Below are 26,318 nucleotides of genomic sequence, written 5' to 3' on the forward strand. Positions count from 1 at the left end.
GTCTCAGCGTTGGGCAAGCATCTGACGAGAAACAATGACGCGCATGATCTCGTTTGTGCCTTCCAGAATTTGATGAACGCGCAAGTCGCGGACAAGCTTTTCGATACCGTAATCGGCGAGATACCCATAACCGCCGTGCAGTTGCAGGCATTGGTCGACCACTTTTGATCCGGTTTCAGTCACGAATTTCTTGGCCATTGCACAAAACTTGGTGGCGTCCGGTGCGCCCGTGTCCAATTTCCAGGCTGCCTGACGCAAGAACGTCCGGGCCGCCTGCAATTCTATTTCCATATCCGCAAGCCTGAACTGCAGCGCTTGAAACTGATCAATCGACTTCCCGAATGCCTGACGCTCGGACATATACTGAAGCGTCATGTTCAGACCTGCTTGTGCCGCCCCCAAAGAACATGAGGCAATATTCAAGCGACCGCCATCCAGGCCCATCATCGCATATTTGAATCCGTCACCTTCTGTACCCACCAGATTGCCCGCCGGAACTTTGCAGTCGTCAAACTGAACCTGCGCCGTTGGTTGGCTTTTCCAGCCCATCTTTTGTTCAAGCGCGCCAAAGCTAAGACCTGGAGTGCCATCTTCGACATACAGGGTTGAAATCCCTTTGGGACCATCCTGTCCGGTGCGCACCATACAGACATAAGCATCTGAGTATCCGCCGCCCGAGATGAAGGCCTTTGTTCCGTTCAGCGTATAACCTTCGTTCGTGCGTTCGGCGCGAGTTTTCAGCGCGGCGGCGTCCGAGCCTGATCCGGGTTCGGTCAGGCAGTAGCTGAGGACTGTGTTCAGGTTAAGAATATCCGGCATGATCCGCGATTTCAGCTCATCCGCGGCAAATGTGTCCAACATCTTGGCGCACATGTTGTGGATCGTCAGGAAGGCCGCGACTGAAGGGCAAGCCATCGAAAGGGCCTCGAACACCATCGTCGCATCCAGCCTACTAAGACCGGAACCGCCACTATCTTCGGACACATAGAGACCGCCAAAACCAAGCTCTCCTACACGGGGCCAAAGGTCTTTGGGAATAGTGCCATCTGCTTCCCATTGACGGGCGAAGGGTGCGATATGCTCCTGCCCGAACTCATAGGCCATATCGAAGATAGCAGTTTGCTCTTCGGTTGGTGCAAAATCCATTGGTTTCCTCCCACGTCGCCGGATGAATTGAACGAGTGTTTATTTCCTGATTCTTACAGAAATTTTGCACGCCCAGCAATTCCTGACAGGGATATTGCGAAAACGATTAGATCATACTTTGAGGCAGGTCATAAATCCTGATGGAATTCTTCGATCAGATGCTGAACCACAGCCCTGCCTGCATCCGCACCTTTGGCCGTCGCTTCGGCGTGAACACGTCGTTGCCGCGTGGCAGATGTGCCGTTTTGTGCGATTTGCTGTAGCCGGGCAAGTTCAGTCATGGTGCCCAGTGCTTCGGCATCTTCGGCCAGCATCCCCATCAGTTCACCCATAAGTTCCGGCATGGGCTTGATGGATCGATCCCCGAAATCAATCATGCCTTCGCCGACACCGTAACGCTGCGCCCGCCACCGGTTTTCACCAATCAGGAACCTGTCATATTGCCGCCAACGCAAATTGCGGTCTTTCAGACGGCACAACATTCGAACCAGCGCCTGCACCATGGCGGCCAGCGACAATGTGTGTTCCAACCTCGGCTGCACGTCCATGATGCGTGTTTCAAGCGTTGGAAAGCGATGCGAGGGGCGCAAATCCCACCAGATTTTCGAGGTATCCTCGATCACGCCAAGTTCGACCAGAATGCCTGTCGTACGTTCATATTCCGACCAACTTGCCAGAACAGGTGGTAATCCGGTGCGGGGCAGGTTGTCGAATACGGTAAGACGATAGGAAGACAGGCCGGTATCCTCTCCGTTCCAATAGGGCGAGGATGTGGAGAGCGCCAACAGATGCGGCAGGAAATAGGAAAGCTGCGGCATCAGGTCGGCCCGCAAGGATGGTTCTTCAACACCGACATGCACATGCATCCCGCAGATCAGCATCCGTCGCGCGACACCGCCCAGGGCATGCTGCAAGGCGTCATAGCGCTCTCGGCGCGTGTGGTGCTGTTTCTTCCAGTCCGCAAAGGGGTGGCAGGACACAGCAATCGGGGCCAGATTGTATTCGGCGGACCGATCCGCCACACCCGCCCTCAGGCGTTTCAAATCTTCTCGGGCCGTGCGGATCGTCGCATGGGGGCGGGTGCCAACCTCGATCTGGCACTGCAGAAACTCAGGGCTGACCTGGCCCTGAAAATCGGCCTGGCAGGCTTCCATCAGGGCAGCGGGTGCTTGGGCAAGTTCAAGGCTGTCGCGGTCGACCAGAAGATACTCTTCCTCAATGCCCAGCGTGTATTCCTGCTGCATGGCGGCCCTCTTTCTAGCTTTATGCGAAACAGTGAATACGGAAATACGCTTTTTGCCAAGTGTTTACCGGCAGAGTCCTTGCGGTCATCGGGCTAGCAACGGTAAGGAACGGGTCAAAGTTCAGAAGAACCCCGGAGCCTTTGTGTGAAACCCAGGAAATTCCCCCGGCTGAATGCCGTTCTCGACCGATTTGGTGTCAGGCTGATTGACAAAGTCACGGAACGGGACGAGCGCGCCCGGCTGGAGGCGTTCGAAAGGGCAGGCGGGCTGACCCGTCCGGCTTATTCGTTGTCACCGGGAATGGCCGATTTCGACATCTCGCAGCTGGTAGCCGAATATGGTGAACATGCCGCCGCTTTGGCTGCATTGAAAGATCCGTCCCGCAATCAAACCGGGTATAGGATCGGCAACGGGTATTATGACAGCCCAGATGCGGATGCGTTGTATCTTATGGTCCGTCGTTTCAAACCCAAGCGGGTGATTGAGGTTGGCTGCGGTAATTCAACGCGCGTGACACGGCAGGCTGTATTGGATGGCGGGCTGCAGACGCAAATCACCGCGATTGATCCTTATCCGCGCGCGGACATCGCGCATGTTGTCGATCAATTCGAACAGAAACGGTTGGAAGAGGTCGATCCAGCCCTCTTCGAACAGCTTGAAGCGGGTGACATCCTGTTCATCGATTCCAGCCATGTTGTCCGGATGAGCAATGATGTCGCGCATCTGTTCTGTCGCATCATACCGGCCTTAAATCCGGGCGTTGTGATCCATGTGCACGATGTTTTTCTACCCTACGAATACCCCAAGCGGTTCTTCTATGATTGCCCGGGATGGGGCGAGCAATATATGTTGCATGCATTGTTGCAATCTAGTGCATATTCAATGCTTTGGCCTGGATACTTCTTGCAACAGGATCGCCAGGATGCGGTCGAGGCGCTACCGTTTTTGAAAGATGGGCGCGCGCAAAGTATTTGGGTTCAGGTCAAATAAATCTGACACTAAATTGATCCGGTGCAGCGAAACGCCCGTACCCCTTTCCATAACAACCTGGATAGGAGATCTCAAATATGTTTCGCCGTACTTTCCTGAGCGCCGCCGCCGCAATCGCACTTACCTTGCCGGTTCAAGCGAAAGCCGCCGATATCGTGGATACAGCCGTATCTGCCGGATCATTCACCACACTGGTCGCAGCGGTTCAAGCGGCGGGTCTGGTCGATACGCTGAAAGGGGACGGTCCGTTCACCGTTTTTGCCCCCACGGATGAGGCCTTTGCCGCACTGCCCGAAGGGACAGTGGAAACGCTGCTACTGCCCGAGAACAAAGACCAACTGGTCGCAATCCTGACTTACCATGTGGTTCCGGCCAAAGTCATGTCTGGGGACATCGCTGGCAAGCGCACCAAAGTTCTGACCGTGCAGGGTGATCGCCTGAGTGTGAATGGTAAAAACGGCGTCAAAGTGAATGGCGCCAAGGTTGTGCAGGCCGATATCGAAGCCAGCAATGGCGTGATCCACGTCGTCGATGCGGTGATCCTGCCGGAATAATTGGCAACCACCGTGATCAAGCAAAAACCCCGGCCGTTATGGCCGGGGCATTCTGTCAGACCAATCTGACCTTGGTGCCAACCTGAACCAGCGGATATAACTCTTCAACATGCTGATTATAAAGGCCAATACATCCAGAAGAACTTTGGCGTCCAATCTTGCGTGTATCGTGCGTGCCGTGCACCAGATATGCTGGCCAGCCCAGATACATCGCCCGCGTACCCAGCGGATTTCCGGACTCGCCACCTTCTATTCGGATGGGCAGGTTCGGGTCGCGCTCGCGCATTGAGGCGGTCGGAGTCCAGCTTGGGTTTTCGCGCTTGCGTACTACTTCGGTATAACCACGCCTTGTGAGTTCTTCGCTCATAGGGACTGAGCTGGGGTACAGTTTGTACGTCCCGTCAGCCCCCCAATAGTGTACAGCGCGGCTTGTGATATCTGCCAGCAGGCAGCCGACACCTAACTGATCGAAGTGATCCTGCCAATTTTGGTGCGAGAATGAGGAGACATTCCGCCGCACAGCTAGCTGTGTGCTGATCGCTTCTTCGTCGAGTGGGAAAGCATCGGCGCTGCTTTGTGCGCGCACCAGTGCAGGTGTCATCAACAGAGACGCTGCACCTAACAATGCAGAGCGACGGGTCATGCGGGGATCTGACAAATTGGCCTCCGGTTCAGGAACTGCTCGCGCGGAACTGCGTGTAACTTATGTTTTTCTGATCAGATTTCCTAGGGAGTGTTGAGTGAATTTATTGTGAAGCGAACATCACAAGCGAAACTTGGCCGTGTATTGAAAAAGCCCGGCCAGTGGTGGCCGGGCTCTGTGGATCCACAGCTTTCGTTTGGATCAGTCCATGGCTTTGAAGTTGAACTCGCCGCCTTCTTTGATGCCTGAAGGCCAACGCGCGGTGACCGTTTTTGTGCGTGTATAGAATTTGAAGCTATCCGCACCATGCTGGTTCAGGTCACCGAACATGGATTTCTTCCAACCGCCAAAGGTGTGATAGGCCAACGGAACCGGGATCGGAACGTTGATACCGACCATGCCGATATTGATCCGGCTGGCAAAGTCACGCGCGGTATCTCCATCGCGGGTGAAGATCGCCGTGCCATTGCCGTATTCGTGGTCCATAGCCAAGCCAATCGCTTCTTCGTACGATCCTGCGCGGACGGTCGACAAAACCGGACCAAAGATCTCTTGCTTATAGATGTCCATTTCGGGCGTCACGTGGTCGAACAGATGCGGGCCGACGAAGAAACCGTCCTCATAGCCTTGCAGGCTAAAGTCACGATTATCGACAACCAGCTTGGCGCCCTGTTCCACGCCCGAGCTGATCAGTCCCAAAATGCGCTCTTTGGCAGCACCGGTCACGACCGGTCCCATGTCAACATCATCGCCGGCAGTGTAGGGGCCGACCTTCAGTTTCTCGATACGCGGAATAAGCTTTTCGATCAGCGCGTCGGCGGTATCCTCTCCGACTGGGACGGCAACCGATACGGCCATGCAGCGTTCGCCGGCCGCGCCGAAACCGGCGCCAACCAGGGCATCTGCTGCCTGGTCAAGATCGGCGTCGGGCATGACGATCATGTGGTTCTTGGCACCGCCGAAACACTGCGCGCGTTTGCCGTTGGCCGTGGCGCGCGAATAGATGTACTGCGCGATAGGGGTCGAGCCCACAAAGGAAACGCCCTGAATGATCTCGCTGTCCAACAGGGTGTCCACGGCCTCTTTGTCGCCATTGACCACCTGGAACACACCTTTGGGCAAACCTGCCTCAACGAAAAGTTCCGCCAGCATCAAAGGTACTGAAGGATCGCGCTCGGACGGTTTCAGAACAACAGCGTTGCCACAGGCCAGGGCAGGGCCCACATGCCACAGAGGCATCATGGCCGGGAAGTTGAACGGCATGATCGAGGCCACAACCCCTAAAGGCTGGCGCATAGAATACATGTCGATGCCTGGGCCCGCACTGTCGGTGAATTCGCCTTTCAACATCTGCGGAGCACCGATGCAGTATTCGATCACTTCCAGACCGCGCTGCAGATCGCCTTTCGCGTCAGGGATCGTCTTGCCGTGCTCGCGGCTGAGCGCTTCGGCCAGCTTGTCCATGTCGCGGTTCATCAGGTGAACCATCGCCATCATCACGCGCCCGCGTTTTTGCGGGTTCGTTGCACCCCAGGCCGGTTGTGCGGCTGCGGCGCTAGCAATGGCTGCTGTGGTCTCGGCAGCACTTGCCATCGGGCATTTGTACTGTACCTCGCCGGTAGCGGGGTTGAACACGTCATCATATCGGCCGGACGTGCCGGCGACATTCTCACCGTTGATGAAATGGGACAGTTCGTTCATTGCGAATTCCTCCGAAGGTCTGCGCGCAGAATAGGCTTGCATAAATGGCTTGAACAGAGGCAATGTCCCAAAGGTGTTTTGCAAAATTGCAAAGGTGAAGCGTGACACCTAATTGGGATGATATGAGGGTCTTTCTGGCTGTAGCCCGCGAAGAAAGCCTTTCGGCGGCGGGACGATTACTTCGGATTGACCCGGCTACGGTCGGACGCCGTGTTGCGCGGTTGGAAGCGTCTCTGGATGCGCCGCTGTTCACCAAATCGCAGCAGGGATATGTGCTGACCTCGGCTGGTGAGCGTTTGATGGACCACGGTCTAAAAGCCGAAGAGGCGATGCGAGCTGCAGCAGGCGCCATGGCAGAACCATCTGAGAGGTTGAGCGGGCAAATCCGGATCGGCGCACCGGACGGGTGTGCGAACTACTTGTTGCCGCAGGTGTGTGGCAAGATTTGTGACGCCAATCCCAATCTGGACATACAAATTCTGGCCTTGCCGCGCGTCATCAACCTTTCCCGCCGTGAAGCCGATATGGCCGTGACCGTTAGTGCACCAACCGCTGGAAAACTGCTTGTACAGAAAATTACCGATTACAAACTTCATCTTGTCGCAACGCAGGAATACCTTGCCGATCACCCTGCAGTTCATTCCATCAGAACGTTAGGGGGGCATCGTATGATCGGATACATACCTGATATGATATTCGACCGCGAACTGGACTATCTGGTCGATCTGGGTGTTGACCGTGTCGCGCTGGCCTCGAATTCGGTCTCTGTCCAACTGCGGCAGGTTTCCCAGGGATCAGGGATCTGCATTGCGCATGATTTCACACTGCCATTTCACCCGAAGTTGAAGAAAATATTAGTTGATCAAGTGAGTTTGACACGCAGTTTTCATCTGGTTCGACATCAAGGTGACCAACGAAACGAGCGGTTGAATCGGTTCGCGCAGGCCCTGTCCCAAGGGATTCGCGATGAAGTTGAGCGGCTTGAGGCTGAAGCTTCACCTTGACAGGCTATTTCATTCCGGCAACGCTTTGGAAAACACGAAGTTATTTCGGAGGTTACGTCAATGCTTGTTCAGGCCATTCTGAAATCCAAAGCCACCGGAGGCGTGGTGACAGTTGCTCCTTCGCGCACAGTTTCAGAGGTTGCAGGAATCCTTGCAGAAAAGCGCATCGGAACGGTGGTTGTATCAGAAGACGGCGGCAAGACCGCATCGGGCATCTTATCAGAGCGTGACATTGTGCGCGAACTGGCCGCAAGCGGCAGCGGATGCCTATCAAAACCCGTAAGCGCGTATATGACCCGCGAGCTGGTGACAGCGACGCAACAGGATACTGTCCAGGATATAATGTCGCGGATGACCGAAGGGCGCTTTCGCCATATGCCGGTTGTTGAGGACGGTAACCTCGTTGGCATTGTTACCCTAGGCGACGTTGTCAAAGCACAGCTTTCCGAACTGGCAATGGAAAAAGACGCATTGGAAGGCATGATCATGGGCCATTAAGCCCATAGAAACGCGACGCAACTACTTGCACCCATAGCCAAGTTATGTTTGCTTGCGCAGAAATTTCGTTGCGCAGGAGGCGGCAATGAGGGTTGGATTGTATCCCGGAACATTTGATCCGATCACCCTGGGTCATATTGATATCATCCGTCGCGCGGCCGCTCTGGTTGACAAGCTCGTGATTGGGGTGGCGATCAATCGGGAAAAGGGGCCGTTATTTTCGTTGGAAGAACGGGTCGAGATGATCGAAGCCGAATGTTCCTTTCTTTCCGAACAGACCGGAACTGAAATTGTCGCCCATCCTTTTGAAAACCTGCTTATCAACTGTGCCCGCGACGTAGGTGCTCAGGTCATTGTCAGAGGCCTGCGTGCTGTTGCGGATTTCGAGTATGAGTTCCAGATGGTCGGTATGAACCGCGCTTTGGACGACTCGATCGAGACGGTGTTCCTTATGGCTGAGGCCCGCCATCAGGCGATTGCCTCGAAACTGGTGAAAGAGATCGCGCGATTGAACGGGGACGTGTCGAATTTCGTCACGCCCCGCGTAAATGACGCGCTGCGTGCGCGCTTAGGATAGCGCGCCCATCGCGGCCGCCGTGTCCAGCATCCGGTTAGAAAAGCCCCATTCATTGTCGTACCAGGCCAGCACCCGGACCAACGTGCCGTCTGTCACCTTGGTTTCAGCCAAAGAGACGGTCGAACTGTGTGCGTCGTGATTGAAGTCGATCGACACTAGTGGGCGGCTTTCCGCAGCCAGGACACCGCGAATATTGGCCGCGGCATCAATGAACAACTGGTTGACCTCTTCTTCGGTTGTTGGGCGCGACACCTCGGCCACCAGATCCACAACCGAGACGTTCGGAGTGGGTACACGGATTGCCTGTCCAGTCAATTTACCTGCCAACTGGGGCAATACGAGACCTACGGCTGAGGCTGCCCCCGTAGTGGTGGGAATCATCGACAATGCAGCCGCGCGTGACAGATACGGGTCTTTTCCGGCGGTATCGTGAACTGGTTGGCTGGCTGTATAGGCATGAACGGTTGTCATGTTTCCGTGGACAATGCCCAAACCCTCGTCCAGCGCCGCAGCAACGGGTGACAAACAGTTGGTCGTGCAGGATGCGTTCGAAACGATCGTATCCTCGACGGTCAGTTCATGGTCATTTACCCCGAAGACGATGGTTTTGACCGCACCATCCCCGCGGGCAGGAGCAGAAATCAGAACTTTTTTGGCGCCGTTGTCAAAATGGCGCGCCGCGGCTTCGCGCGTGCGAAACACGCCTGTGCATTCGAGAACAACGTCAATATCGGACCAATCGAGTTTCTCAGGCTCGCGTTCGCTGGTTAGGCGGATCGGGCCTGCACCGACATCCAAACCGGCGTCGGTCAGGGAAACGGGCTTTGTATAACGTCCATGCACACTGTCGAATTCAAAGAGATGCGCGTTAATTTCGGGCTTGGCCAAATCGTTTATGGCCACGATCTGAACGTCGGTCCGCCCAGATTCCATCAAGGCCCGCAAAACACCGCGCCCGATCCGTCCAAATCCATTGATTGCCAACTTGAGTGTCATGGTCTGCTCCGTCTGGGTGTCTGTTATTGCAAAGTTAGCGCTAACAAAGCTAGATCAAGGAAAAAGTCAAGAAAAACCTCTGTCAGCGCCAGAAGGCGAGCCAGTCCAGGAAGGTGTAAAGTTTCTTTCCCAGGAAGATCAGGTTCTCAGAGCCGAACATTGCGTAATCGACTAGCAGACAGCCAAGTATTAGAATGCCAAGCCAGATAGCAATTTGATTGGTCATGTTGGCCCCGAATGAAAACACCCGCCCAGATAAACTGAGCGGGTGTAAAGGTACAACATTTCTACGGCGTTTTAGTTAAGCCGTCCCATGGCAACGGCGACGTCTGCCATACGGACCGAGAAGGCCCATTCGTTGTCATACCAAGCCAGAACACGAACCATGCGGTTGTTAACGACCCGTGTCTGGTCTGGTGCGAAAATCGAGCTTTCTTCGGTATGATTGAAATCGGTCGAGACCAGCGGCGCAGGCTCATAGCCCACGACGCGCTGCATTGATCCCCGTGATGCTTCACGAACGATGGCATTAACATCTTCGACAGTCACGTCACGCGCCGCATGGAAAGTCAGGTCGACAGCAGAAACGTTTGGTGTTGGTACACGGATAGCCGAGCCGTCCAAACGACCCTTCAGGTTCGGCAGAACTTCGCCCAGAGCTTTGGCTGCACCTGTTGAAGTTGGGATCATGGACATTGCCGCAGCGCGCGCGCGATACAGGTCACTATGACGGCGATCCAGTGTCGGCTGGTCGCCGGTATAGGCATGGATCGTAGTCATGATACCGTGTTCGATCCCGATACCTTCGTCCAGCACCTTGGCAAGCGGAGCAAGGCAGTTCGTAGTGCAAGAGCCATTCGAAACCATTCTATCTTCAGTAACCAGGCTGTTGTGGTTCACGCCATAGACAATGGTTTTATCGACATTCTTGCCTGGCGCAGACAAAAGAACCTTCTGAGCACCGCGTTCCAGATGCGTTTTGGCTTTCAGGCCATCGTTGAATTTTCCGGTGCATTCCAAAACGACGTCACAACCTTCCCAATCAAGCTCGTTCATATCGTAAGTCGAGAACACCTCCATTGGGCCGCGGCCCAAATCCATGGTGTTGCCTTCGATCGAAACATCGCGGGGAAAGCGGCCGTGGATGCTGTCGTATTTCAGCAGGTGGGCGGTAGTCTCCAATGGGCCGGTTGCGTTGACCTTGATCACTTCGATGTCGTTGCGGGCCGATGCCGCAATATGCGACAGGGTGCAGCGGCCGATACGGCCAAATCCATTGATGCCGACCTTGATGGTCATCTGACGTCTCCAAAAATGCGCTTGCTCTGCGGGGCATATAGCGGCACAGACGCTTTCTCAAAAGGGCAAAAGTGACATATTCTTAACGTGTTAGCGCAAACCTTCGCCGGTTGCGCTAACGCTTGCGCTAGCCGTCGGATCGGGTAGGGTCCCCTGGCGACAGGTGAGATGAGAGGAAACACGCATGAGTGGTTTGTTGGCACTGTTGGATGATGTTGCTGGCATAGCAAAGGTTGCTGCGGCGTCAGTGGACGATGTGGTCGCTGCCGCCGGCAAGGCCGGGGCCAAGACTGCGGGCGTGATCATCGACGATGCAGCAGTTACTCCGAAATATGTGCAGGGCTTTGCCCCGGCGCGGGAATTGCCGATCATCTGGCGCATTGCGCGCGGCTCGATTTTCAACAAGATTATCCTGCTGTTGCCAGTCGCTTTGTTGCTGGCCAATTTTGCACCCTGGTTGATAACGCCCTTGTTGATGCTTGGCGGGTCCTATTTGTGCTTCGAAGGGGCAGAAAAGATATTTCACCTGCTTTTCCCTCATGGCAGCCACGTTATAGACGAAGATATGAAGGTCAAAGACCCGGGCCATTTGGAAGAGCAGAAGGTCAAGGGTGCGATCAAAACCGATTTCATCCTGTCCGCCGAGATCATGACAATCGCCCTTGCCGCCATCGAAGCACCGAATATCTGGATGCAGGCGGCAACGCTGGCCGTTGTTGGACTAGGTGTGACTCTGGCCGTTTATGGCTCGGTCGCCTTGATCGTGAAGATGGACGATGTGGGCCTTTTCCTGGCGCAGAACGCACCAACGCCGATCGGGCGCGGATTGGGGCGTGGATTGGTCAAGGCGATGCCGGTTGTCATGAAAGTGCTGTCGATTGTCGGCACAGCTGCGATGCTGTGGGTTGGCGGCTCGATCATCATTCACGGGCTTGAGGTTCTGGGTTTTGGCTGGTTGGGACATCAGATCCATGACATGGCCTATGCAGCCGGGCATGCGGTTTCGGCGCAATGGGAAGGTGCCGTGGAGTGGATTTCCAAAGCCACGATGGATGGCATATTCGGACTGGGCTGGGGGTTCGTGCTTATCCCGATTGCAACCAAAGTGGTCGCGCCGATTTTGTCTCGGAAATCTGAAACGCATTAATCAGAAAACGAAAAGGGCGGCGCATGGCCGCCCTTCGCTTGATGTTTGAAATTGGGAATTACAGCTCCAGCAATTCCTTGACCTTTGCAACTGTGGCCTCTGCAGTGATGCCGAAATGTTTGTACAGTTCATCAGCGGGCGCAGACGCGCCAAAGCCCGACATGCCGATGAAGCCCGCCTTGGCGTCACGGCCGCGTTCCCCCAGCAGCCAGCGGTCCCAGCCTCCGGCGCGGACGGCGGCCTCGATGCCGACACGGACGGCTCCACCGGGCAGAACCCGCTTGCGATACGCTTCATCCTGCTCGGCGAACAGTTCCATGCATGGCATCGACACGACGCGCGTGCCAATGCCCTCGGCCTCGAGCATCGCCTTGGCTTCCATTGCCAGCGACACTTCCGAACCGGTTGCGATCAGGATTGCCTGACGCTTGCCTTCGGCTTCGGCAAGAACATAGCCGCCTTGTGCAGTCAGGTTTTTGGTTTTGTGATCCTTGCGTACGGTCGGCACGCCTTGGCGGGTCAGAGACAAGACCGAAGGGCTGTCCTTGAAGGTCAGCGCCAGTTCCCAGGATTCCGCTGTTTCAACGGCATCCGCCGGGCGGAAAACATAGGTATTCGGTGTCGCGCGTGAGATCGCCAGATGCTCGACCGGCTGGTGGGTCGGGCCGTCTTCGCCCAGACCGATCGAGTCATGGGTCATCACAAAGACCGTGGGTATCTTCATCAGCGCTGCAAGCCGCATCGAGGGCCGCGCATAGTCGGTGAACGCCATGAAGGTACCGCCATAGGGGCGGATGCCGCCATGCAGCGCCATACCGTTCATCGCGGCGGCCATGCCGTGTTCGCGGATACCATAATGGATGTACCGACCCTTGCGGTTTTCCGGCAGGAATACGCCCATATCGGCCGATTTCGTGTTGTTCGAACCGGTCAGGTCAGCAGAGCCGCCAATAGTTTCCGGCATGATCGGATTGACCGCGTTCAGAACTTTCTCGGACGAGGCACGGGTGGCCAACTTGGGCTGATCTTCCGACATCTGCTTTTTGAACGAGCGGATGGCACCGGCCAGCTTTTTGGGTGCCTCGAACGCATAAGAGCGGTTGAACTCGGCCTGTTTGCGTTCAGAGATCTGCGCGAAACGCTCCTCCCACGCAGAACGCTCGGCTGCGCCGCGCGAACCGATTGCTTCCCAGGCTGATTTGACATTTGCCGGGACTTCGAAGGCGCCATGGGGGGCGGCATAGGCCTCTTTGGCCGCTTTCAGCTGTTCCTGATCGGTCAGGGCGCCGTGGCCTTTTGAGGTATCCTGCGCCGCGTGACCCAAAGCGATATGGCTTTCGCAGGCGATCATGGTCGGCTTGTTGGACGATTTCGCCTTGGTGATGGCCTCGTCGATGGCCTGCGGATCGTGGCCGTCAATCTCGATAACCTGCCAGCCAGAGGCGGCAAAGCGTTTCACCTGATCGGTCCGGTCAGCGATGTCGACCGTGCCGTCGATGGTGATGTTGTTGTTGTCCCAGAACACGATCAGCTTACCCAGCTCGTGACGGCCGGCCAGCGTGATGGCCTCTTGGCTAACGCCTTCCATAAGGCAGCCGTCGCCCGCGATGACATAGGTATAGTGATCTACGATCTTCTTGCCGTAATGAGCGCGCTGAATTTCCTCGGCCATGGCAAAACCAACGGCGTTCGAGATCCCCTGACCCAGCGGGCCGGTTGTTGTTTCGATCCCGTTGACAAGGAAGTTCTCGGGGTGACCTGCAGTTTTTGCGCCCAGCTGACGGAAATTCTTGATCTGTTCCAGCGTAACGTCAGCGTTCCCAGTGAGATACAACAGCGAATAGATCAGCATCGAGCCGTGACCGGCGGACAGGATGAACCGGTCGCGGTCGGGCCAGCTTGGGGCCGAGGCGTCGAATTTCAGGTGCTTTTCGAACAGTACGGTCGCGACATCGGCCATGCCCATTGGCATACCGGAATGGCCGGAATTGGCGGCGGCGACGGCGTCGAGGGTCAATGTGCGGATGGCCGCAGCTTTGTCCCAGTGTTCGGGGTTGGCATTGCGCAGCGCAGTCAGGTCCACGGGTGTTGTTCCTTTGGATTACAGGCAGATGGCCGCTCAATACCATTCAGCCCTCAAAGTGCAAGTAGAACTGGGTGCTGCAGGGTTTTGCTGGATCAAGAATGTGACCCAAGTCGTTGAAAGCAAACAGTGGGTATTTTCGATGCCATTGGGTTAGACTAGGCCAAGACGCGTACAAGGTTGATTCGGATAACCTCGCGAAACAAGGAACCTTGATAAAAAGGTGGCAGGGGCATGAGCCAGATCGAAGAACTACAACGCCGTATTGTGGCCGCGATGGATCGGATTGGATCCGGCATTGCGACATTGGCGGAAGTTGGCGCAGGCAGCGGTGGAGAAGATAACACTCTGCGTGTAGCTCTGGATGATGAGAGGGTTGCGAATGCTCAACTTGAAGAGCGTCTCAGATCATTAAAAGAAAGACACGATTCCGAAGTCGATGCCATGCGCCTAGAAATCGAAGGCTTGCGTAATACCCCGTCCGATAATCAGGAAAGTGCAGCGCTGCGCGAGCAACTCGACGATGCCAGGGCACAGCTTGCCTCGGTCGAAGCCGCACGGGCCGAGTTGGCAAGCGCAAAGGCAGCATTGGAAGATCAGGATGTTGTCGAAGAACTGAAAGCCGAAAATGCCCGTCTTCGTTCGGAATTGGCGGATAGTGAACGCGTGGCGGAACTCAGCGCTGAGTTAGAAATGCTGCGCGCCGAACGCAGTAGCCATGGCTCGGCGATGTCGCGTCTGGATGATGATCTGCAGCGCATGCGCAAAGCCAACGAACAACTACGAATGTCGGTCGAAGAGCTGCGCGCAGCTGCAGAAGACGGAATGACCGATGCGGATCTGTTGAACCGTGCCACAGCTGCCGAGCTTGAGGCAACGCGCGCAGCGCAGGCCACCGATGCGGCCGAAGCACATGCCGTGCTGGCCCGGTTGGAACCGTTGCTGTCTCAGGCGAAACTGGCCGAAGGAGAGGTGGAATAATGCCTGAATTGACCATTCAAATCGGGGGGCGCGGCTTTGAGGTTTCGTGCCAGGAAGGCGAAGAGGTTTTCCTGCAAGCTGCTGCTAAATTGCTGGATGATGAAGCGCAGGTATTGTCGGATCAGATCGGTCGGATGCCTGAATCCCGGATGCTTTTGATGGCTGGATTGATGTTGGCAGACAAAGCCGCAGCCACAGGTGACAAAATCAACTCGCTGGAAAATAAGCTGGCGGAGGCCGAATCCGAGCTTCGGAACCTGCGCAGCATGCCACAGCCCGAGCCGGAAAGAATTGAAGTTGCCGTGGTTCCACCTTCGGTCACTGACACCTTGGCAGAATTGGCTGCTCGGGCCGAGGCAATGGCGGTATTCATAGAAGAAAAGTCAACGAAATGATAAATATGCGTACTATTGCTATTGCGACTTTCATGTCTGTGTCAGCGCAGGTTTCCTGGGCTGGGATCGATATTCTGCCCGTCACATTTACTTGTGATAACGGCGTGCCTCTTGAGGTTGCCTATTTCAATGCCGAGGACGGATCCAGCGCGGCAGCCATGATGGTCGACAATAAGCTGGTGACTTTGCGCCAAGCTCAGAGCGGCTCTGGTATCCGCTATGAATCCGACGGAACAACTGGCACTTACATCCTGCGCTCCAAAGGCTGGGACGCCACGGTGAGCTTTCTGGCGACAGGTGCAGATGCCGCCAGCGAGCAGGTCTTATTGGGAAATTGCGTCAGCCGCTGATCAGGCGTTTGCTTCTCTGATTTTATCAGCGGCTTCCTTGTTGTAGCCGACACCGTTTTCGTCAAACAGCGTGTCCAATTCGCCCGACAGGGTCATCTCGGTGATGATGTCGCATCCGCCTACGAACTCGCCTTTGACATAGAGTTGCGGAACAGTCGGCCAGTCAGAATAGTCCTTGATCCCCTGACGCAAGCCTTCGTCGGCCAGTACATTCACGTCAGCAAATTCTACGCCCATGTAGTTCAGCACGCCTGCCACGCGCGAGGAGAATCCGCATTGCGGCATTTCCTTGGTGCCTTTCATATATAGCACCACATCATTGGCTTTGACGGTCTCGTCGATCTGGGTTTTCACGTCGGTCATCTTGGTCATCCTTTTCGCCCGCATCTTCGGCGGTCGTTTCGTTCTCTGCTTGGCCAGGAGCCCAGCCTTCTTTTTCCAATCGTTGGTGCTCGGCCTGTGCCAGCGTCACCGGATCAAGCCCGTACCGTTCAATGCCGCCAACCTTGCTGATTTTGTCGGGGTCCGGGCGCATGTCAGCCAATTTACGCTTTCTGTTGCGTTTTACATAGGCCTCGATCAGCGCGGCGACAACTATCAATGCTGCGATTGCGCAAATGCTGACGAGCCAAAGGTTCATTTCTTGGGGGCCATGGTTTTTGCGTATGCCTGTGGGTCCCGAGGAATAACGATTGCACTAACACCACCGCCTCTGCCTCCGTCTGTCGTTGACGCGACTAGAGTCGCATTCTGGCTGGGGGTTGCCCCCTTGGGATCGCGCGTAACTGGTTTTCGGTCAGAGCGGCTACGTCTGACAATAACCACTACATAAATACCAAGGATGGCAATCAGCACGACGCCCCAAATAGCATATGCCCCAAAAGTCGTGCTCACTCAGGCACTTTCGTCGTCAGCGCCAGCGCGTGCAAGTCGCCATCCGGGCCGTCCATCTTGCCTTTGAGGGCTGCATAGACTGCTCGCTGTTGTTGCACCCGGTTTTTGCCACGAAAGCTCTCATCCACGACCATGGCCGACATATGTACGCCGTCGCTGCCGCCGACCTGAATGTCCGCATCGGGAAACGCGTCGCGCAGCAGGTTCTCAATCTCGTGGGCGCTCATCGGCATGTAGGTTTCTCCTGAAAGTCTTTCCCAAGATGTAGTGCGCCGGGGCGGGGCGCGCAAGGGTCAGATAGACGCCCCGAAATGACAAAAACCTGCACTTGTCAAAGTGCAGGTTTTCAGAAGCGCAGGTGCCAAAATCAGGCGACGGCTTCGGCGAAGCTGTTGCGGAAAGTGGCAGTCAGTTCATCAAGCAAGGCCTCAGAAGAGCCGATGCGGACGCTGTCGCCCGTGAACCGCCCGACCGATACCAGTGGAACGCCAGCCTGACCTGCGGCAATCATCAGGGCTTCGGCCTGGTCAAAGTTGCAGGCGACCAGATAACGGGCCTGATCCTCGCCAAACAGGAATTCGGTCGAGGCGTCGTCAAGCGTGATGCCGACGCCGGTTGCCTCGGCCAGTTCGAAGGCCGCCAATGCCAGACCACCATCGCCAAGATCGGTGCAGGCTTTGATCATCTCTCGGTTTGCGCGGATGAACTCTCCGTTGCGCTTTTCGGCGTCAAGATCGACATGCGGCGCGTCGCCATCTTCGCGGTTGAACACTTCGGCCAGAAGCGCGGATTGGCCCAGATGCCCCTGCGTTTCGCCGATGACCAGAGCCACGTGGCCGTCGCGGACCTCATTACCTATGATCTCGTCCGTGTGCGCCAGAAGGCCGACCGCTCCAATTGTCGGGGTCGGCAGGATCGCCTGACCGTCGGTTTCGTTGTAAAGCGACACGTTGCCGGACACGATGGGCATATCCAACGCTGCGACGGCCTTACCAATGCCTTGGATCGCGCCGACGAACTGGCCCATGATCTCGGGCTTTTCTGGGTTGCCAAAATTCAGGTTGTCAGTGGTCGCCAGCGGCAATGCCCCGACGGCGGTCAGGTTGCGGTAGGCTTCGGCAACAGCTTGCTTGCCGCCTTCAACAGGGTTAGCTCGCACATAGCGCGGGGTCACGTCACTGGTGAAAGCAAGAACTTTGTCGGTGCCGTGTACACGAACCATGCCGGCGCCCAGACCAGGCGTACGCACGGAATCGGCCATAACCATGGTGTCATACTGCTCGTAAACCCATTGCTTGCCCGCATAGTTGGGCGAAGCGAGCAGGGCGCGCAGACCGTCGATTGGGTCGATCTGAGGCACGTCGGCCAGATCTTCTGCTTGCGGTGTAGGCTCCCACGGGCGATCATATTCGGGCGCGGTTGAGGAGAGTTTGGATAGAACCAGATCGGCTTTGACCTCACCATTATGCATGATCAGAAAGCGATCTTCGGCGACGGTTTTACCCACGATAGCGAAATCCAGATCCCATTTATCGAAAACGGCGCGAGCCTCGGCCTCAAGCTCGGGTTTGAGAACCATCAACATGCGTTCTTGGGATTCCGACAGCATCATCTCATAGGCTGTCATGTTCTCTTCGCGCTGGGGGACGTTTTCCAGATCAAGCCGAACGCCCAGACCGCCTTTGTCCCCCATCTCAACTGCGGAACAGGTCAGGCCCGCCGCGCCCATATCTTGGATCGAGATCACTGCGCCGGTTTGCATCAGCTCCAGCGTCGCTTCCATCAGGCGTTTTTCGGTGAACGGGTCGCCAACCTGAACGGTGGGGCGCTTTTCCTCGATCGTGTCGTCAAATTCGGCGCTGGCCATGGTGGCTCCGCCCACGCCGTCGCGTCCGGTCTTGGCTCCAAGATAGACAACCGGCATGCCGACGCCCGATGCGGCTGAGTAGAAAATCTTGTCACTGTCAGCCAGCCCGGCTGCGAAGGCATTCACAAGGCAGTTGCCATTATAGGCCGGGTGAAAGCGCACTTCGCCGCCAACGCAAGGCACGCCGAAACAGTTGCCATAGCCGCCGATACCTTCGACCACGCCATTGACCAGCTGACGGGTCTTATGGTGGCCGGGTTCACCAAAAGACAGCGCGTTCATCGAGGCGATTGGGCGCGCACCCATGGTGAAAACGTCGCGCAGGATACCTCCAACACCTGTGGCCGCACCTTGATAGGGTTCGATGTAAGACGGATGGTTGTGGCTTTCCATCTTGAAGACCACGGCCTGACCATCGCCGATATCGACCACACCTGCATTTTCACCCGGTCCGCAGATCACCTGGGGTCCAGAGGTGGGCAGGGTGCGCAGCCATTTCTTAGAAGATTTGTAGGAACAATGCTCGTTCCACATGGCCGAGAAAATGCCCAACTCGGTAAAGGTTGGCTCGCGCCCGATAATCTCCAGGATCATCTCGTATTCTTCGGGTTTCAACCCGTGCGCGGCAATCAGATCCGGTGTGATGGCGGGCTCTTGCATCGTTTGTCCTGTATCCATGGTGGCCGAGATTGCGGGCCTTGTAGGGCAAGGGCGCGTCTGTGGGAAGGGCCAAGTCAGCGCAGGGTCGAATAACGTAACCGGCATATGCCAATTTCGAGCTTTTCTGCGCTTTGTGTACCCAGAAAAAAACGGAACCGCGCCAGTGGCCGGTTCCGTCTATAGTATTTCCTGCCAGACGGCCCAAAAGCCGCGTGGCGTCTGTATCTGGTCTTTAAGCTGGGGTTTCTCCCTTGTTGATCGAGTCCGCCGCAGCGGCCCCAACAGCAGCTTTTTGTTGTTCGGTAAGGTTCTCGGCCTCTTCCAGACCAGGAATTGCTACGCGAACTTCGCGGCGGGCAAAGTCGATGCCATTGGCATTGAACTCGGCCTTCACCCGGTTGAAGATTTCCTTGCGAAGCGTGAACTGCTTGCCCGGCTTGGCCATGAACTTGCCGCGGATGATCATGCCAACATCGTCAAAGTCGAAAACACCTTGCGATTTGAAGGGCTGCAAGAAGCCTTCTTTGTGGGTTTCGTCCGCCATCATCTCGGCGCCGATCTTCTTGAAGATCTTCTTGACCTTGTTGGGATCAGTGTCAAACGGCACGGTGAACTTTAGCTTCATGATCACCCAGTCACGGCTGAAATTGGTCAGCTTTTGAATCTCGCCATAGGGGATCGTGTGAACGGGCCCACGGTGATGGCGGAGCTGCATCGAACGGATCGAGATTTTCTCGACGGTGCCCATGGTGCCGCCGACATCGACATATTCACCCACGCGAAACGCATCGTCGATAAGGAAGAAGACACCGCCGACGATATCTGCCACCAGCTTCTGAGCGCCGAAACCGATCGCAAGACCAAGGACACCAGCACCTGCCAGAAGTGGGGTGATGTTGATGCCCAGCGCGCCCAATGCAAGCAGGCCGAAGATGACCGCAATCGTGACTTGCGCCGTGATCCGCAGCAAGGGAAGAACCGTCGCCAGACGTGAACCGCCTGCGCCGCCACCCTCGCCACCGGCCTCTTCATCCAGCTCTTCTGCCGTTGTCTGTTCCTTGGCAAGACGACGGTTGATCCATAGTGAGACGACCTCGTTCAAGATGTATCCGACAGCGATGATCATCAGGAATTCGATAACCGTACCGCCAACGTCGGTTCCGATCCCGGCAGAGGCGACGTGTCGAAGATCAAGCTGCCAGACCCGTGCGATCATAAAGACCACAAACAGGCCCGCCAGCACGCGACCGATCCGGATATAGCTGCGCTTGGCTGATTTATAGGCGCGTTCGGCCAATGGTCCGTCGCCCAACATTGGGGGTTGAAGATGGCGCACTAGGCCACGGATCAGCGTATCAAGCGCTGGTGCGATCAGCAGCCAGAACATCGTCGTGAAATGTGGCCCTTTGCCAAGCAGGGCAAGTGTTCTGGGATCACGCTGTGCGATCAGGAATTCGACCAGGAACCATATCACCACCGAAACGCCGATAGCGAAGTAGGGATAGTAATGAGCGACCTTTTCATCGAATTTGGTGTGATCCGGGTCCGTGCCCAACATCATCTGAGACAACCCTTCGCGCGCGGTCCAGGCGATGATCCCAATGTATATATGGATGCCAGCGTTCAGCCAGAAACCGATACGCGTATCGGCCGGGGTGATACCGTTAAGCAAGTTGAACCGTACGATAAAGAGCGTGAGGCCGATCAATAGAAGAAGGCCAATCAGGTTGCGATGCAGATATTTGGCCCAATGATCGTCTATGTTGACCAACCGGTAATGTGGCTTTTTGGGCGCCAGTACAAAGCGTGAGGCGGCTGCGCCCAGACGCGGAATCCAAATCAGGTAGAAAACGAATGGGGCGGCATAGGTAAGCTGTTCTGTCGTCAGCAAGCCCCGTCCAATCGCCCGGATAACAACATAGAACACAACAAGTCCTGCGATTTCCCGGCAGAAACGGCGGAACAAGTAACGTACCGCGCTCCAAAGATCAGCATCGGAATTCCCATCGGGCTCTTCGTGCCATTTGCGGGTGAGAAACCCAAACAATTTTTCAGCAGCGTATCCGGCCACCAGAACTGCTAGGATCAGCCCAAACAGGCCAAACACCCCGGTAGATCCGAATTTCGCTGAGAAATTGCTGAACGCCTCAACCTGGGCGCTGACAATATTTGGCAATGTGGTCAAAACCTGCGTCCAAGAGGTAACCATCTCGGCCCAGATTTCACTGATTTCGGTAAGCGGATCTTCATGGTTTTCGTTTGCTGCCGCCTGCTTTTCTGCAACCGCGTCGAGCCGTTCCAACAAAATGGCGCGAACCTGATCGTCGGACATACGTGCCACCAAGCCATCAACCTGATCGGGCGTCAGGTCCTCTGGAATTGTGACCGTAGACGACGCGGTCCCACTGTCTTGTGCGTGTACTGGTACCGCAAGAAGAATGGCGGAAATCAACGCCAGTAATAGGCGGAGTGGATGGTGCATGAATTTTCCCTCGAACACGAATTTTTGATCTTTTACGGGATCATAGGCGCGGAGGTGGAAATTTCCCAGCAGTTTTCGGCTGTTCGGTGTCACCGATTAAGCCAGGACCAAAAAAAAGGCCGAGCACTAAGCTCGGCCGTAGTCCAACAGGGAGGTATGAAGATGATGAGCGTTACAGCATCACCGCCTTCGAGTGCTCATTTAGGCATCAGTTTGATAACGATCAAGGCGTTTCAGTGTGATAGTCCGTCATGTCCGCTATGACGTTGACGCATAGCTATAGTTTCCCCATTTTCTTCAGGTGTTTACGCTGCGCGATGATCTCGTCCTGCACAAAATCGCGGAAGGCTGCCACGCGTTTGGAATGGCGTAGTTCTTCGGGGTAGGCGAGATAAACAGGAACGTCAGCCGTTTCGATGTCTGAAAGTACCGGCAGCAGATGCGGGAAATCATGCGTGACATAATCGGGCAGCAAGCCAATTCCCAGATTGTGCAGTACGCCCTGCAAGACACCGAAATAGTTGTTCACTGTCAGCAACGACGCCGGGTTATAGGTCATCAGATGCCGTACCATTGCCGCACTGGCCCCTACTTGGGGGGCTGAGGGGGTCTGACAGATAAGTCGATGGCTCGAGATTTCTTCGAGGGAGGCAGGTTGACCGCTTTCCTTTAGATATTCCGGGGTAGCATAAAGCAGCATCTGTACTGTCATCAGGCGCTTGCGCACCAGATCAGCCTGGCTAGGCTCTTTCATACGGATGGCGACATCGGCCTCGCGCATTGGCAGGTCAAGAACGCGTTCCTCAAGCATGAGGTCGATATTTAGGTCCGGGTATTGTTCATACAGCTTTGGCAACCTCGGAGCGAGCCATAGGGTCCCAAAGCCAAATGTGGTTGTGACCCGCAGCACACCAAAGACTTCTTCTTCGCTGTCTCGTATGCGCGCCGCTGCCGCGTCCAGTCGCTTGGACATTGCCGAGGTGGCGTCGAACAGCAGCTCACCCTGTTCGGTCAGAATCAGACCGCGGGCGTGACGATGGAACAACGTCGAATCAAGTGACTCTTCCAATGCCCGAATTTGTCTGCTGACTGCCGATTGAGATAGGTTCAGCTTATCGCCTGCATGTGTCAGGCTGCCCGCATCTGCAACCGCGTGAAATATCCTAAGCTTGTCCCAATCCATCGCCGCAACTTTCGTTATCCTGCCGAACGCCTATATGAAATAGGTGACAACTTCCACATTCAAACGGCGAAATCCTTGCGTTTCAGAGGATAAGCTCTAGGCAGGTCAGTTATTATGACCTAATATGGAAGCAGATGAAGCACACTGATCTGACGAGGGGAGGCGTTTGATGAGTAAGCCACAAATTTCTTTGAACGACCGTTTCGACTTAAGCAAAAACACGGTTCTATTGAACGGCACTCAGGCGCTTGTGCGCCTTATGCTGATGCAAAAGGCGCGCGACACGAAATCGGGTCTGAACACTGCGGGATTGGTGACGGGATACCGCGGATCGCCTCTTGGAGCGGTCGACCAGCAGATGATGCGCGCGCAGAAACAGCTGACAGAAAGCGATGTCACTTTTCAATACGGTCTGAACGAGGATCTTGCGGCAACCGCGCTTTGGGGCAGTCAGCAGGCCGGGTTAAGGGGTGACGGCAAGTTCGATGGCGTCTTTGGTCTGTGGTACGGAAAAGGACCTGGTGTAGATCGGTCAGGCGACGTGATGCGCCATGCCAATATGGCAGGGACGGCGGCACATGGTGGCGTTCTGATGGCCATGGGGGATGATCACACGGGCGAAAGCTCGACCGTTCTGCATCAGTCCGAGTGGTCGCTGGTTGATATGTACATGCCAGTGGTCAGCCCGGCCGGAGTACAGGAGATACTCGACTACGGCGTTTACGGATTCGCGCTCAGTCGGTTCGCCGGTGTCTGGGTCGGCCTCAAGACCATGAAGGACACGATCGAGGTGACCTCGGTCGTTGATGGCAACCCTGATCGCATGAAAGTCTTGGTGCCCGAGTTTGATATGCCCGAAGGAGGGCTGAACATCCGGCTTGGCGATACGCCTCATCTGCAGGAAGAGCGCATTATTGATTACAAGCGTTTTGCGGCTGAAACGTTTTCACGGGCCAACCGGATGGACAAACGTGTCTGGGGCAAACCCGGCGCAAAGATAGGTCTGGTGGCCGCTGGCAAGAACTGGCTGGACCTTACCCACGCGCTTTCCTTGTTGAATATTGATGAGGCCGAGGCCGAGCGCCTTGGCATCACGACCTATAAGGTCGGACAGACGTTCCCTCTGGATATGTCCGGATTTCATGACTGGGCAGAAGGTTTGGACCTGATTGTAATCGTTGAGGAAAAACGTAAACTGATCGAGGTTCAGGTTAAGGAAGCGATCTTTGACGACCGCCGTGGTCGACGAGTCTATGGCTGGTACAAGGGCGGTGCTGGGACGCTGCATCGGGAAGAGCTGTTTCCCACCCGCGGTGCCCTTGATCCGAACATGATCGCTGAAAAACTGGGCGGTATCCTGATTGAAGAAGGCCGTGATACCGACGGGGTCCGCGCAGGTTTGACCAAGCTGACCGAAGCGCGCCGGGCGGACAATGCCGAGGAAATAGCCTCGCGCCTTCCGTATTTCTGTTCTGGATGCCCGCATAACAGTTCGACCAAGGTACCAGACGGAAGCCGGGCCTATGCGGGCATCGGATGCCATTACATGGTTCAGTGGATGGATCGAAGCACATTTGGCTTTACTCAGATGGGTGGCGAAGGGGCAAACTGGATCGGGGAAGAGCCGTTCTCGACCACCAATCATGTGTTCCAGAACCTCGGAGACGGCACCTATAACCATTCCGGTGTTCAGGCGATCCGGGCAGCTTTGTCGGCGGGTACGAACATCACCTTCAAGATTCTGTTCAACGATGCAGTCGCAATGACGGGCGGGCAGGGCAATGAGGGTGATCTGACCGCCGAAAGGATCGCGGCCGAGGTCAAGGCTATGGGCGTCACACATGTCGCGCTGGTCTATGACGAAAAAGAAGATGTAAACTTCAAAGCCTTACCCGCAGGGGTAGAGAGCTTTGAGCGTGCCGAACTGATGACTGTGCAAGAGAAATTCCGCACCTATGAGGGCGTCTCGGTCATCGTCTATGTCCAGACCTGTGCCGCTGAGAAACGCCGTCGCCGTAAACGCGGAACCTTTCCCGACCCGGACAAAAGGGTCTTTATCAATACGGATGTCTGTGAGGGCTGCGGTGACTGCGGCATCCAATCGAACTGTGTTTCGATTGTTCCCAAGGAAACCGAACTTGGCCGGAAGCGCGCGATTGACCAATCGAGCTGTAACAAGGATTTTTCGTGTCTGAGTGGGTTCTGCCCCTCCTTTGTAACGCTGGAAGGCGCGAAGATTCGCAAAGAAGCGACGACCGAACTTGATCTGCCCGATCTTCCGATGCCCGAGCTGCCTGAAATCATGGGCACACATAATGTTGTCATTACCGGCATCGGTGGGACCGGAGTTGTCACGCTCGGGGCGATCCTGGCACAGGCGGCCCAGATTGACGGCAAAGGCGCCGGAATGATGGAGATGGCAGGCTTGGCTCAGAAAGGCGGTGCGGTTCATATTCATTGCCGTATAGCCAACCGGCCAGATGATATCAGTGCAATACGTGTGGCAACGGGTGAAGCCGACACATTGATCGGTGGTGATTTGGTTGTTTCCGCCGGGGCCAAAACACTTGGCCTGACACGCTTGGGTCAGACCGGAGCGGTGGTCAACAGCCACGAAACCGTTACCGGTGATTTCACGCGCGACACTAAGTTTAGGATTCCTGGTGAGAGGCTGGAACTGGCGCTGCAAGCACGATTGAAAGAAGACGTTTCCCTGTTTGATGCCACTGAGCTTGCGCGCGCAGTGATGGGAGACTCAATCTATTCGAACATGATGGTTTTTGGGGCCGCATGGCAGCGCGGGCTGATACCCGTCAGCCTCGATGCGGTGATTGCAGCCATTGATCTGAACGGAACGGCGGTAGAACGCAACAAAAGAGCCTTTGAGATCGGTCGTTGGGCGGTTTTACACCCGGAAAAAGTCGATGAGATTCTACGGCCAAGTGTTTCCGACCTCCCGAAATCACCAGAGCAGGTCATCGCGTTCCGCGCCGATCATCTGACCCAGTATCAAAGCGCTCGTTTGGCGAAACGCTACCGCAAAATCGTTGACTCGTTTGAGGATGCAGAAATTCGTGATGCTGTCGCAAAAGGGTATCATAAGCTGTTGTCTTACAAGGACGAATACGAAGTGGCCCGGTTGTTACTGTCCAGTCGGGAGAAAGCCGCCGCCGAATTTGATGGCGAATTCAAAATGACTTTCCACCTTGCCCCACCGCTGCTTGGTGGCAAAGGACCAGATGGCCGACCCCGCAAACGGAGTTTCGGCGAATGGATGCTGAAGCCGCTGAAATTCATGTCTCGGCTAAAAGCTCTTCGAGGTACTCCGCTGGATATCTTTGGCTATAGTGTCGAACGTCGAATGGAGCGCGCGCTGATCAAGCAATATGAGCGTGATCTCAGAGAGATCACTCCGCTGATTTCCATCCAAACAAAGGATGCCGTAATTGCGCTCGCTAAGTTGCCCTTGGATATCAAAGGTTTTGGACCCGTCCTTAAGGCGAATGAGGCGAGCGCCGCCAAACGCAGAGAGGAATTGTTGACCACGATACGGAACGGAGGACCTGAATTACAGGCCGCCGCCGAGTAATTCGTCACAACCGTGTCACGACAGCTAGGCAAAAT

Annotated in this window: 24 protein-coding genes; 10 read left to right on the forward strand and 14 right to left on the reverse strand. The window is 55.7% G+C overall.

Annotation, left to right across the window (positions count from 1 at the left end):
- Nucleotides 1–3: 3 nt before the first annotated feature.
- Both AC2FIM_RS01795 and AC2FIM_RS01800 read right to left on the reverse strand, forming a co-directional pair.
- Complete coding sequence (locus AC2FIM_RS01795) at nt 4–1,146, reverse strand: acyl-CoA dehydrogenase family protein (protein WP_142634037.1); 1,143 nt, start codon at nt 1,144–1,146, stop codon at nt 4–6.
- A gap of 128 nt (nt 1,147–1,274) precedes the next feature.
- Complete coding sequence (locus AC2FIM_RS01800; RefSeq protein ID WP_142634035.1) at nt 1,275–2,390, reverse strand: carboxylate-amine ligase; 1,116 nt, start codon at nt 2,388–2,390, stop codon at nt 1,275–1,277.
- A gap of 144 nt (nt 2,391–2,534) precedes the next feature.
- On the opposite strand from AC2FIM_RS01800, the gene AC2FIM_RS01805 reads away from it, so the two are divergent.
- Nucleotides 2,535–3,380, forward strand: a complete 846-nt coding sequence (locus AC2FIM_RS01805) for a class I SAM-dependent methyltransferase (RefSeq protein ID WP_496700234.1) — start codon at nt 2,535–2,537, stop codon at nt 3,378–3,380.
- Between the two features lie 77 nt (nt 3,381–3,457).
- Nucleotides 3,458–3,934 carry a fasciclin domain-containing protein gene (locus AC2FIM_RS01810; protein WP_142634031.1) on the forward strand — a complete coding sequence of 159 codons (477 nt, stop codon included), beginning with the start codon at nt 3,458–3,460 and terminating at the stop codon, nt 3,932–3,934.
- Between the two features lie 55 nt (nt 3,935–3,989).
- Here AC2FIM_RS01810 and AC2FIM_RS01815 read toward each other — a convergent pair whose 3' ends face one another.
- Entirely contained in the window at nt 3,990–4,577 is a 588-nt protein-coding gene (locus tag AC2FIM_RS01815; protein WP_271946907.1) for a L,D-transpeptidase, read from the reverse strand.
- A 201-nt stretch (nt 4,578–4,778) separates the two neighbouring features.
- Complete coding sequence (locus tag AC2FIM_RS01820) at nt 4,779–6,278, reverse strand: CoA-acylating methylmalonate-semialdehyde dehydrogenase (RefSeq protein ID WP_142634027.1); 1,500 nt, start codon at nt 6,276–6,278, stop codon at nt 4,779–4,781.
- 101 nt (nt 6,279–6,379) lie between these two features.
- Between AC2FIM_RS01820 and AC2FIM_RS01825 the strand changes: the two genes are divergently transcribed.
- The 3 genes from AC2FIM_RS01825 (at nt 6,380) to coaD (ending at nt 8,357) form a co-directional block, all read left to right on the forward strand.
- Complete coding sequence (locus AC2FIM_RS01825; protein ID WP_142634025.1) at nt 6,380–7,282, forward strand: LysR family transcriptional regulator; 903 nt, start codon at nt 6,380–6,382, stop codon at nt 7,280–7,282.
- Nucleotides 7,283–7,342: 60 nt separating this feature from the next.
- Nucleotides 7,343–7,780, forward strand: a complete 438-nt coding sequence (locus AC2FIM_RS01830; RefSeq protein ID WP_142634023.1) for a CBS domain-containing protein — start codon at nt 7,343–7,345, stop codon at nt 7,778–7,780.
- An 85-nt stretch (nt 7,781–7,865) separates the two neighbouring features.
- The gene (gene coaD / locus AC2FIM_RS01835) at nt 7,866–8,357 is read left to right on the forward strand and encodes a pantetheine-phosphate adenylyltransferase (RefSeq protein WP_142634021.1); all 492 of its coding nucleotides are present in this window, start codon (nt 7,866–7,868) and stop codon (nt 8,355–8,357) included.
- Here coaD and gap (AC2FIM_RS01840) read toward each other — a convergent pair.
- From gap (AC2FIM_RS01840) to gap (AC2FIM_RS01850), 3 genes are all read right to left on the reverse strand, one after another.
- The gene (gap, locus tag AC2FIM_RS01840; protein WP_142634019.1) at nt 8,349–9,353 is read right to left on the reverse strand and encodes a type I glyceraldehyde-3-phosphate dehydrogenase; all 1,005 of its coding nucleotides are present in this window, start codon (nt 9,351–9,353) and stop codon (nt 8,349–8,351) included. The two genes, coaD and gap (AC2FIM_RS01840), sit on opposite strands and share 9 nt — an antisense overlap.
- A gap of 82 nt (nt 9,354–9,435) precedes the next feature.
- Nucleotides 9,436–9,579, reverse strand: a complete 144-nt coding sequence (locus tag AC2FIM_RS01845; RefSeq protein WP_185956611.1) for a hypothetical protein — start codon at nt 9,577–9,579, stop codon at nt 9,436–9,438.
- Between the two features lie 71 nt (nt 9,580–9,650).
- On the reverse strand, nt 9,651–10,652 hold the full coding sequence (gene gap / locus AC2FIM_RS01850; RefSeq protein WP_142634017.1) for a type I glyceraldehyde-3-phosphate dehydrogenase: 1,002 nt from the start codon (nt 10,650–10,652) through the stop codon (nt 9,651–9,653).
- 184 nt (nt 10,653–10,836) lie between these two features.
- Between gap (AC2FIM_RS01850) and AC2FIM_RS01855 the strand changes: the two genes are divergently transcribed.
- Nucleotides 10,837–11,799: a DUF808 domain-containing protein gene (locus AC2FIM_RS01855; RefSeq protein WP_496707818.1), complete on the forward strand. Its 963-nt coding sequence runs from the start codon at nt 10,837–10,839 to the stop codon at nt 11,797–11,799.
- Nucleotides 11,800–11,857: 58 nt separating this feature from the next.
- Here the strand turns inward: AC2FIM_RS01855 and tkt are convergent, their stop codons facing one another.
- On the reverse strand, nt 11,858–13,882 hold the full coding sequence (gene tkt / locus AC2FIM_RS01860; RefSeq protein WP_496700235.1) for a transketolase: 2,025 nt from the start codon (nt 13,880–13,882) through the stop codon (nt 11,858–11,860).
- 234 nt (nt 13,883–14,116) lie between these two features.
- Between tkt and AC2FIM_RS01865 the strand changes: the two genes are divergently transcribed.
- The 3 genes from AC2FIM_RS01865 to AC2FIM_RS01875 are packed head-to-tail and all read left to right on the forward strand — an operon-like array spanning nt 14,117 to nt 15,608.
- Nucleotides 14,117–14,863, forward strand: a complete 747-nt coding sequence (locus AC2FIM_RS01865) for a hypothetical protein (protein ID WP_496700236.1) — start codon at nt 14,117–14,119, stop codon at nt 14,861–14,863.
- On the forward strand, nt 14,863–15,258 hold the full coding sequence (locus tag AC2FIM_RS01870; protein WP_271946928.1) for a cell division protein ZapA: 396 nt from the start codon (nt 14,863–14,865) through the stop codon (nt 15,256–15,258). The genes AC2FIM_RS01865 and AC2FIM_RS01870 overlap by 1 nt, the downstream gene beginning before the upstream one ends.
- A gap of 5 nt (nt 15,259–15,263) precedes the next feature.
- A complete protein-coding gene (locus tag AC2FIM_RS01875) occupies nt 15,264–15,608 on the forward strand; it encodes an MliC family protein (RefSeq protein ID WP_246097133.1) in 345 nt (114 codons plus the stop codon).
- Here the strand turns inward: AC2FIM_RS01875 and grxD are convergent, their stop codons facing one another.
- The 6 genes from grxD to AC2FIM_RS01905 form a co-directional block, all read right to left on the reverse strand.
- Nucleotides 15,609–15,971, reverse strand: a complete 363-nt coding sequence (gene grxD / locus AC2FIM_RS01880; RefSeq protein WP_142634005.1) for a Grx4 family monothiol glutaredoxin — start codon at nt 15,969–15,971, stop codon at nt 15,609–15,611.
- Nucleotides 15,925–16,248 (reverse strand): hypothetical protein, encoded by a 324-nt coding sequence (locus AC2FIM_RS01885; RefSeq protein ID WP_496707817.1) that lies wholly within the window; start codon nt 16,246–16,248, stop codon nt 15,925–15,927. The genes grxD and AC2FIM_RS01885 overlap by 47 nt, the downstream gene beginning before the upstream one ends.
- A 250-nt stretch (nt 16,249–16,498) precedes the next feature.
- Nucleotides 16,499–16,735, reverse strand: a complete 237-nt coding sequence (locus AC2FIM_RS01890; RefSeq protein WP_142634001.1) for a BolA/IbaG family iron-sulfur metabolism protein — start codon at nt 16,733–16,735, stop codon at nt 16,499–16,501.
- A gap of 134 nt (nt 16,736–16,869) precedes the next feature.
- Nucleotides 16,870–19,029, reverse strand: coding sequence for a phosphoribosylformylglycinamidine synthase subunit PurL (purL, locus tag AC2FIM_RS01895; protein WP_496676203.1), 2,160 nt, complete (start codon nt 19,027–19,029; stop codon nt 16,870–16,872).
- A 232-nt stretch (nt 19,030–19,261) separates the two neighbouring features.
- On the reverse strand, nt 19,262–21,511 hold the full coding sequence (locus AC2FIM_RS01900; protein WP_271946936.1) for a mechanosensitive ion channel family protein: 2,250 nt from the start codon (nt 21,509–21,511) through the stop codon (nt 19,262–19,264).
- Nucleotides 21,512–21,788: 277 nt separating this feature from the next.
- On the reverse strand, nt 21,789–22,694 hold the full coding sequence (locus AC2FIM_RS01905; protein WP_142633997.1) for a LysR family transcriptional regulator: 906 nt from the start codon (nt 22,692–22,694) through the stop codon (nt 21,789–21,791).
- A 169-nt stretch (nt 22,695–22,863) separates the two neighbouring features.
- Here AC2FIM_RS01905 and AC2FIM_RS01910 point away from each other — a divergent pair, with 169 nt between their 5' ends.
- Nucleotides 22,864–26,283: an indolepyruvate ferredoxin oxidoreductase family protein gene (locus AC2FIM_RS01910; RefSeq protein ID WP_271946938.1), complete on the forward strand. Its 3,420-nt coding sequence runs from the start codon at nt 22,864–22,866 to the stop codon at nt 26,281–26,283.
- The last annotated feature ends 35 nt before the right edge of the window (nt 26,284–26,318 follow it).

This window comes from Ruegeria sp. CDSC052, from assembly GCF_059610685.1.

Bases quoted from the DNA above. Each gene is read 5' to 3' on its own strand.
- AC2FIM_RS01795 (WP_142634037.1), bottom strand. From the start codon at position 1,146: ATGGATTTTGCACCAACCGAAGAGCAAACTGCTATCTTCGATATGGCC.
- AC2FIM_RS01800 (WP_142634035.1), bottom strand. From the start codon at position 2,390: ATGCAGCAGGAATACACGCTGGGCATTGAGGAAGAGTATCTTCTGGTC.
- AC2FIM_RS01810 (WP_142634031.1), top strand. From the start codon at position 3,458: ATGTTTCGCCGTACTTTCCTGAGCGCCGCCGCCGCAATCGCACTTACC.
- AC2FIM_RS01815 (WP_271946907.1), bottom strand. From the start codon at position 4,577: ATGACCCGTCGCTCTGCATTGTTAGGTGCAGCGTCTCTGTTGATGACA.
- AC2FIM_RS01820 (WP_142634027.1), bottom strand. From the start codon at position 6,278: ATGAACGAACTGTCCCATTTCATCAACGGTGAGAATGTCGCCGGCACG.
- AC2FIM_RS01830 (WP_142634023.1), top strand. From the start codon at position 7,343: ATGCTTGTTCAGGCCATTCTGAAATCCAAAGCCACCGGAGGCGTGGTG.
- coaD (WP_142634021.1), top strand. From the start codon at position 7,866: ATGAGGGTTGGATTGTATCCCGGAACATTTGATCCGATCACCCTGGGT.
- gap (WP_142634019.1), bottom strand. From the start codon at position 9,353: ATGACACTCAAGTTGGCAATCAATGGATTTGGACGGATCGGGCGCGGT.
- AC2FIM_RS01845 (WP_185956611.1), bottom strand. From the start codon at position 9,579: ATGACCAATCAAATTGCTATCTGGCTTGGCATTCTAATACTTGGCTGT.
- gap (WP_142634017.1), bottom strand. From the start codon at position 10,652: ATGACCATCAAGGTCGGCATCAATGGATTTGGCCGTATCGGCCGCTGC.
- AC2FIM_RS01855 (WP_496707818.1), top strand. From the start codon at position 10,837: ATGAGTGGTTTGTTGGCACTGTTGGATGATGTTGCTGGCATAGCAAAG.
- AC2FIM_RS01865 (WP_496700236.1), top strand. From the start codon at position 14,117: ATGAGCCAGATCGAAGAACTACAACGCCGTATTGTGGCCGCGATGGAT.
- AC2FIM_RS01870 (WP_271946928.1), top strand. From the start codon at position 14,863: ATGCCTGAATTGACCATTCAAATCGGGGGGCGCGGCTTTGAGGTTTCG.
- AC2FIM_RS01875 (WP_246097133.1), top strand. From the start codon at position 15,264: ATGCGTACTATTGCTATTGCGACTTTCATGTCTGTGTCAGCGCAGGTT.
- grxD (WP_142634005.1), bottom strand. From the start codon at position 15,971: ATGACCGACGTGAAAACCCAGATCGACGAGACCGTCAAAGCCAATGAT.
- AC2FIM_RS01885 (WP_496707817.1), bottom strand. From the start codon at position 16,248: ATGAACCTTTGGCTCGTCAGCATTTGCGCAATCGCAGCATTGATAGTT.
- AC2FIM_RS01890 (WP_142634001.1), bottom strand. From the start codon at position 16,735: ATGCCGATGAGCGCCCACGAGATTGAGAACCTGCTGCGCGACGCGTTT.
- purL (WP_496676203.1), bottom strand. From the start codon at position 19,029: ATGCAAGAGCCCGCCATCACACCGGATCTGATTGCCGCGCACGGGTTG.
- AC2FIM_RS01900 (WP_271946936.1), bottom strand. From the start codon at position 21,511: ATGCACCATCCACTCCGCCTATTACTGGCGTTGATTTCCGCCATTCTT.
- AC2FIM_RS01905 (WP_142633997.1), bottom strand. From the start codon at position 22,694: ATGGATTGGGACAAGCTTAGGATATTTCACGCGGTTGCAGATGCGGGC.
- AC2FIM_RS01910 (WP_271946938.1), top strand. From the start codon at position 22,864: ATGAGTAAGCCACAAATTTCTTTGAACGACCGTTTCGACTTAAGCAAA.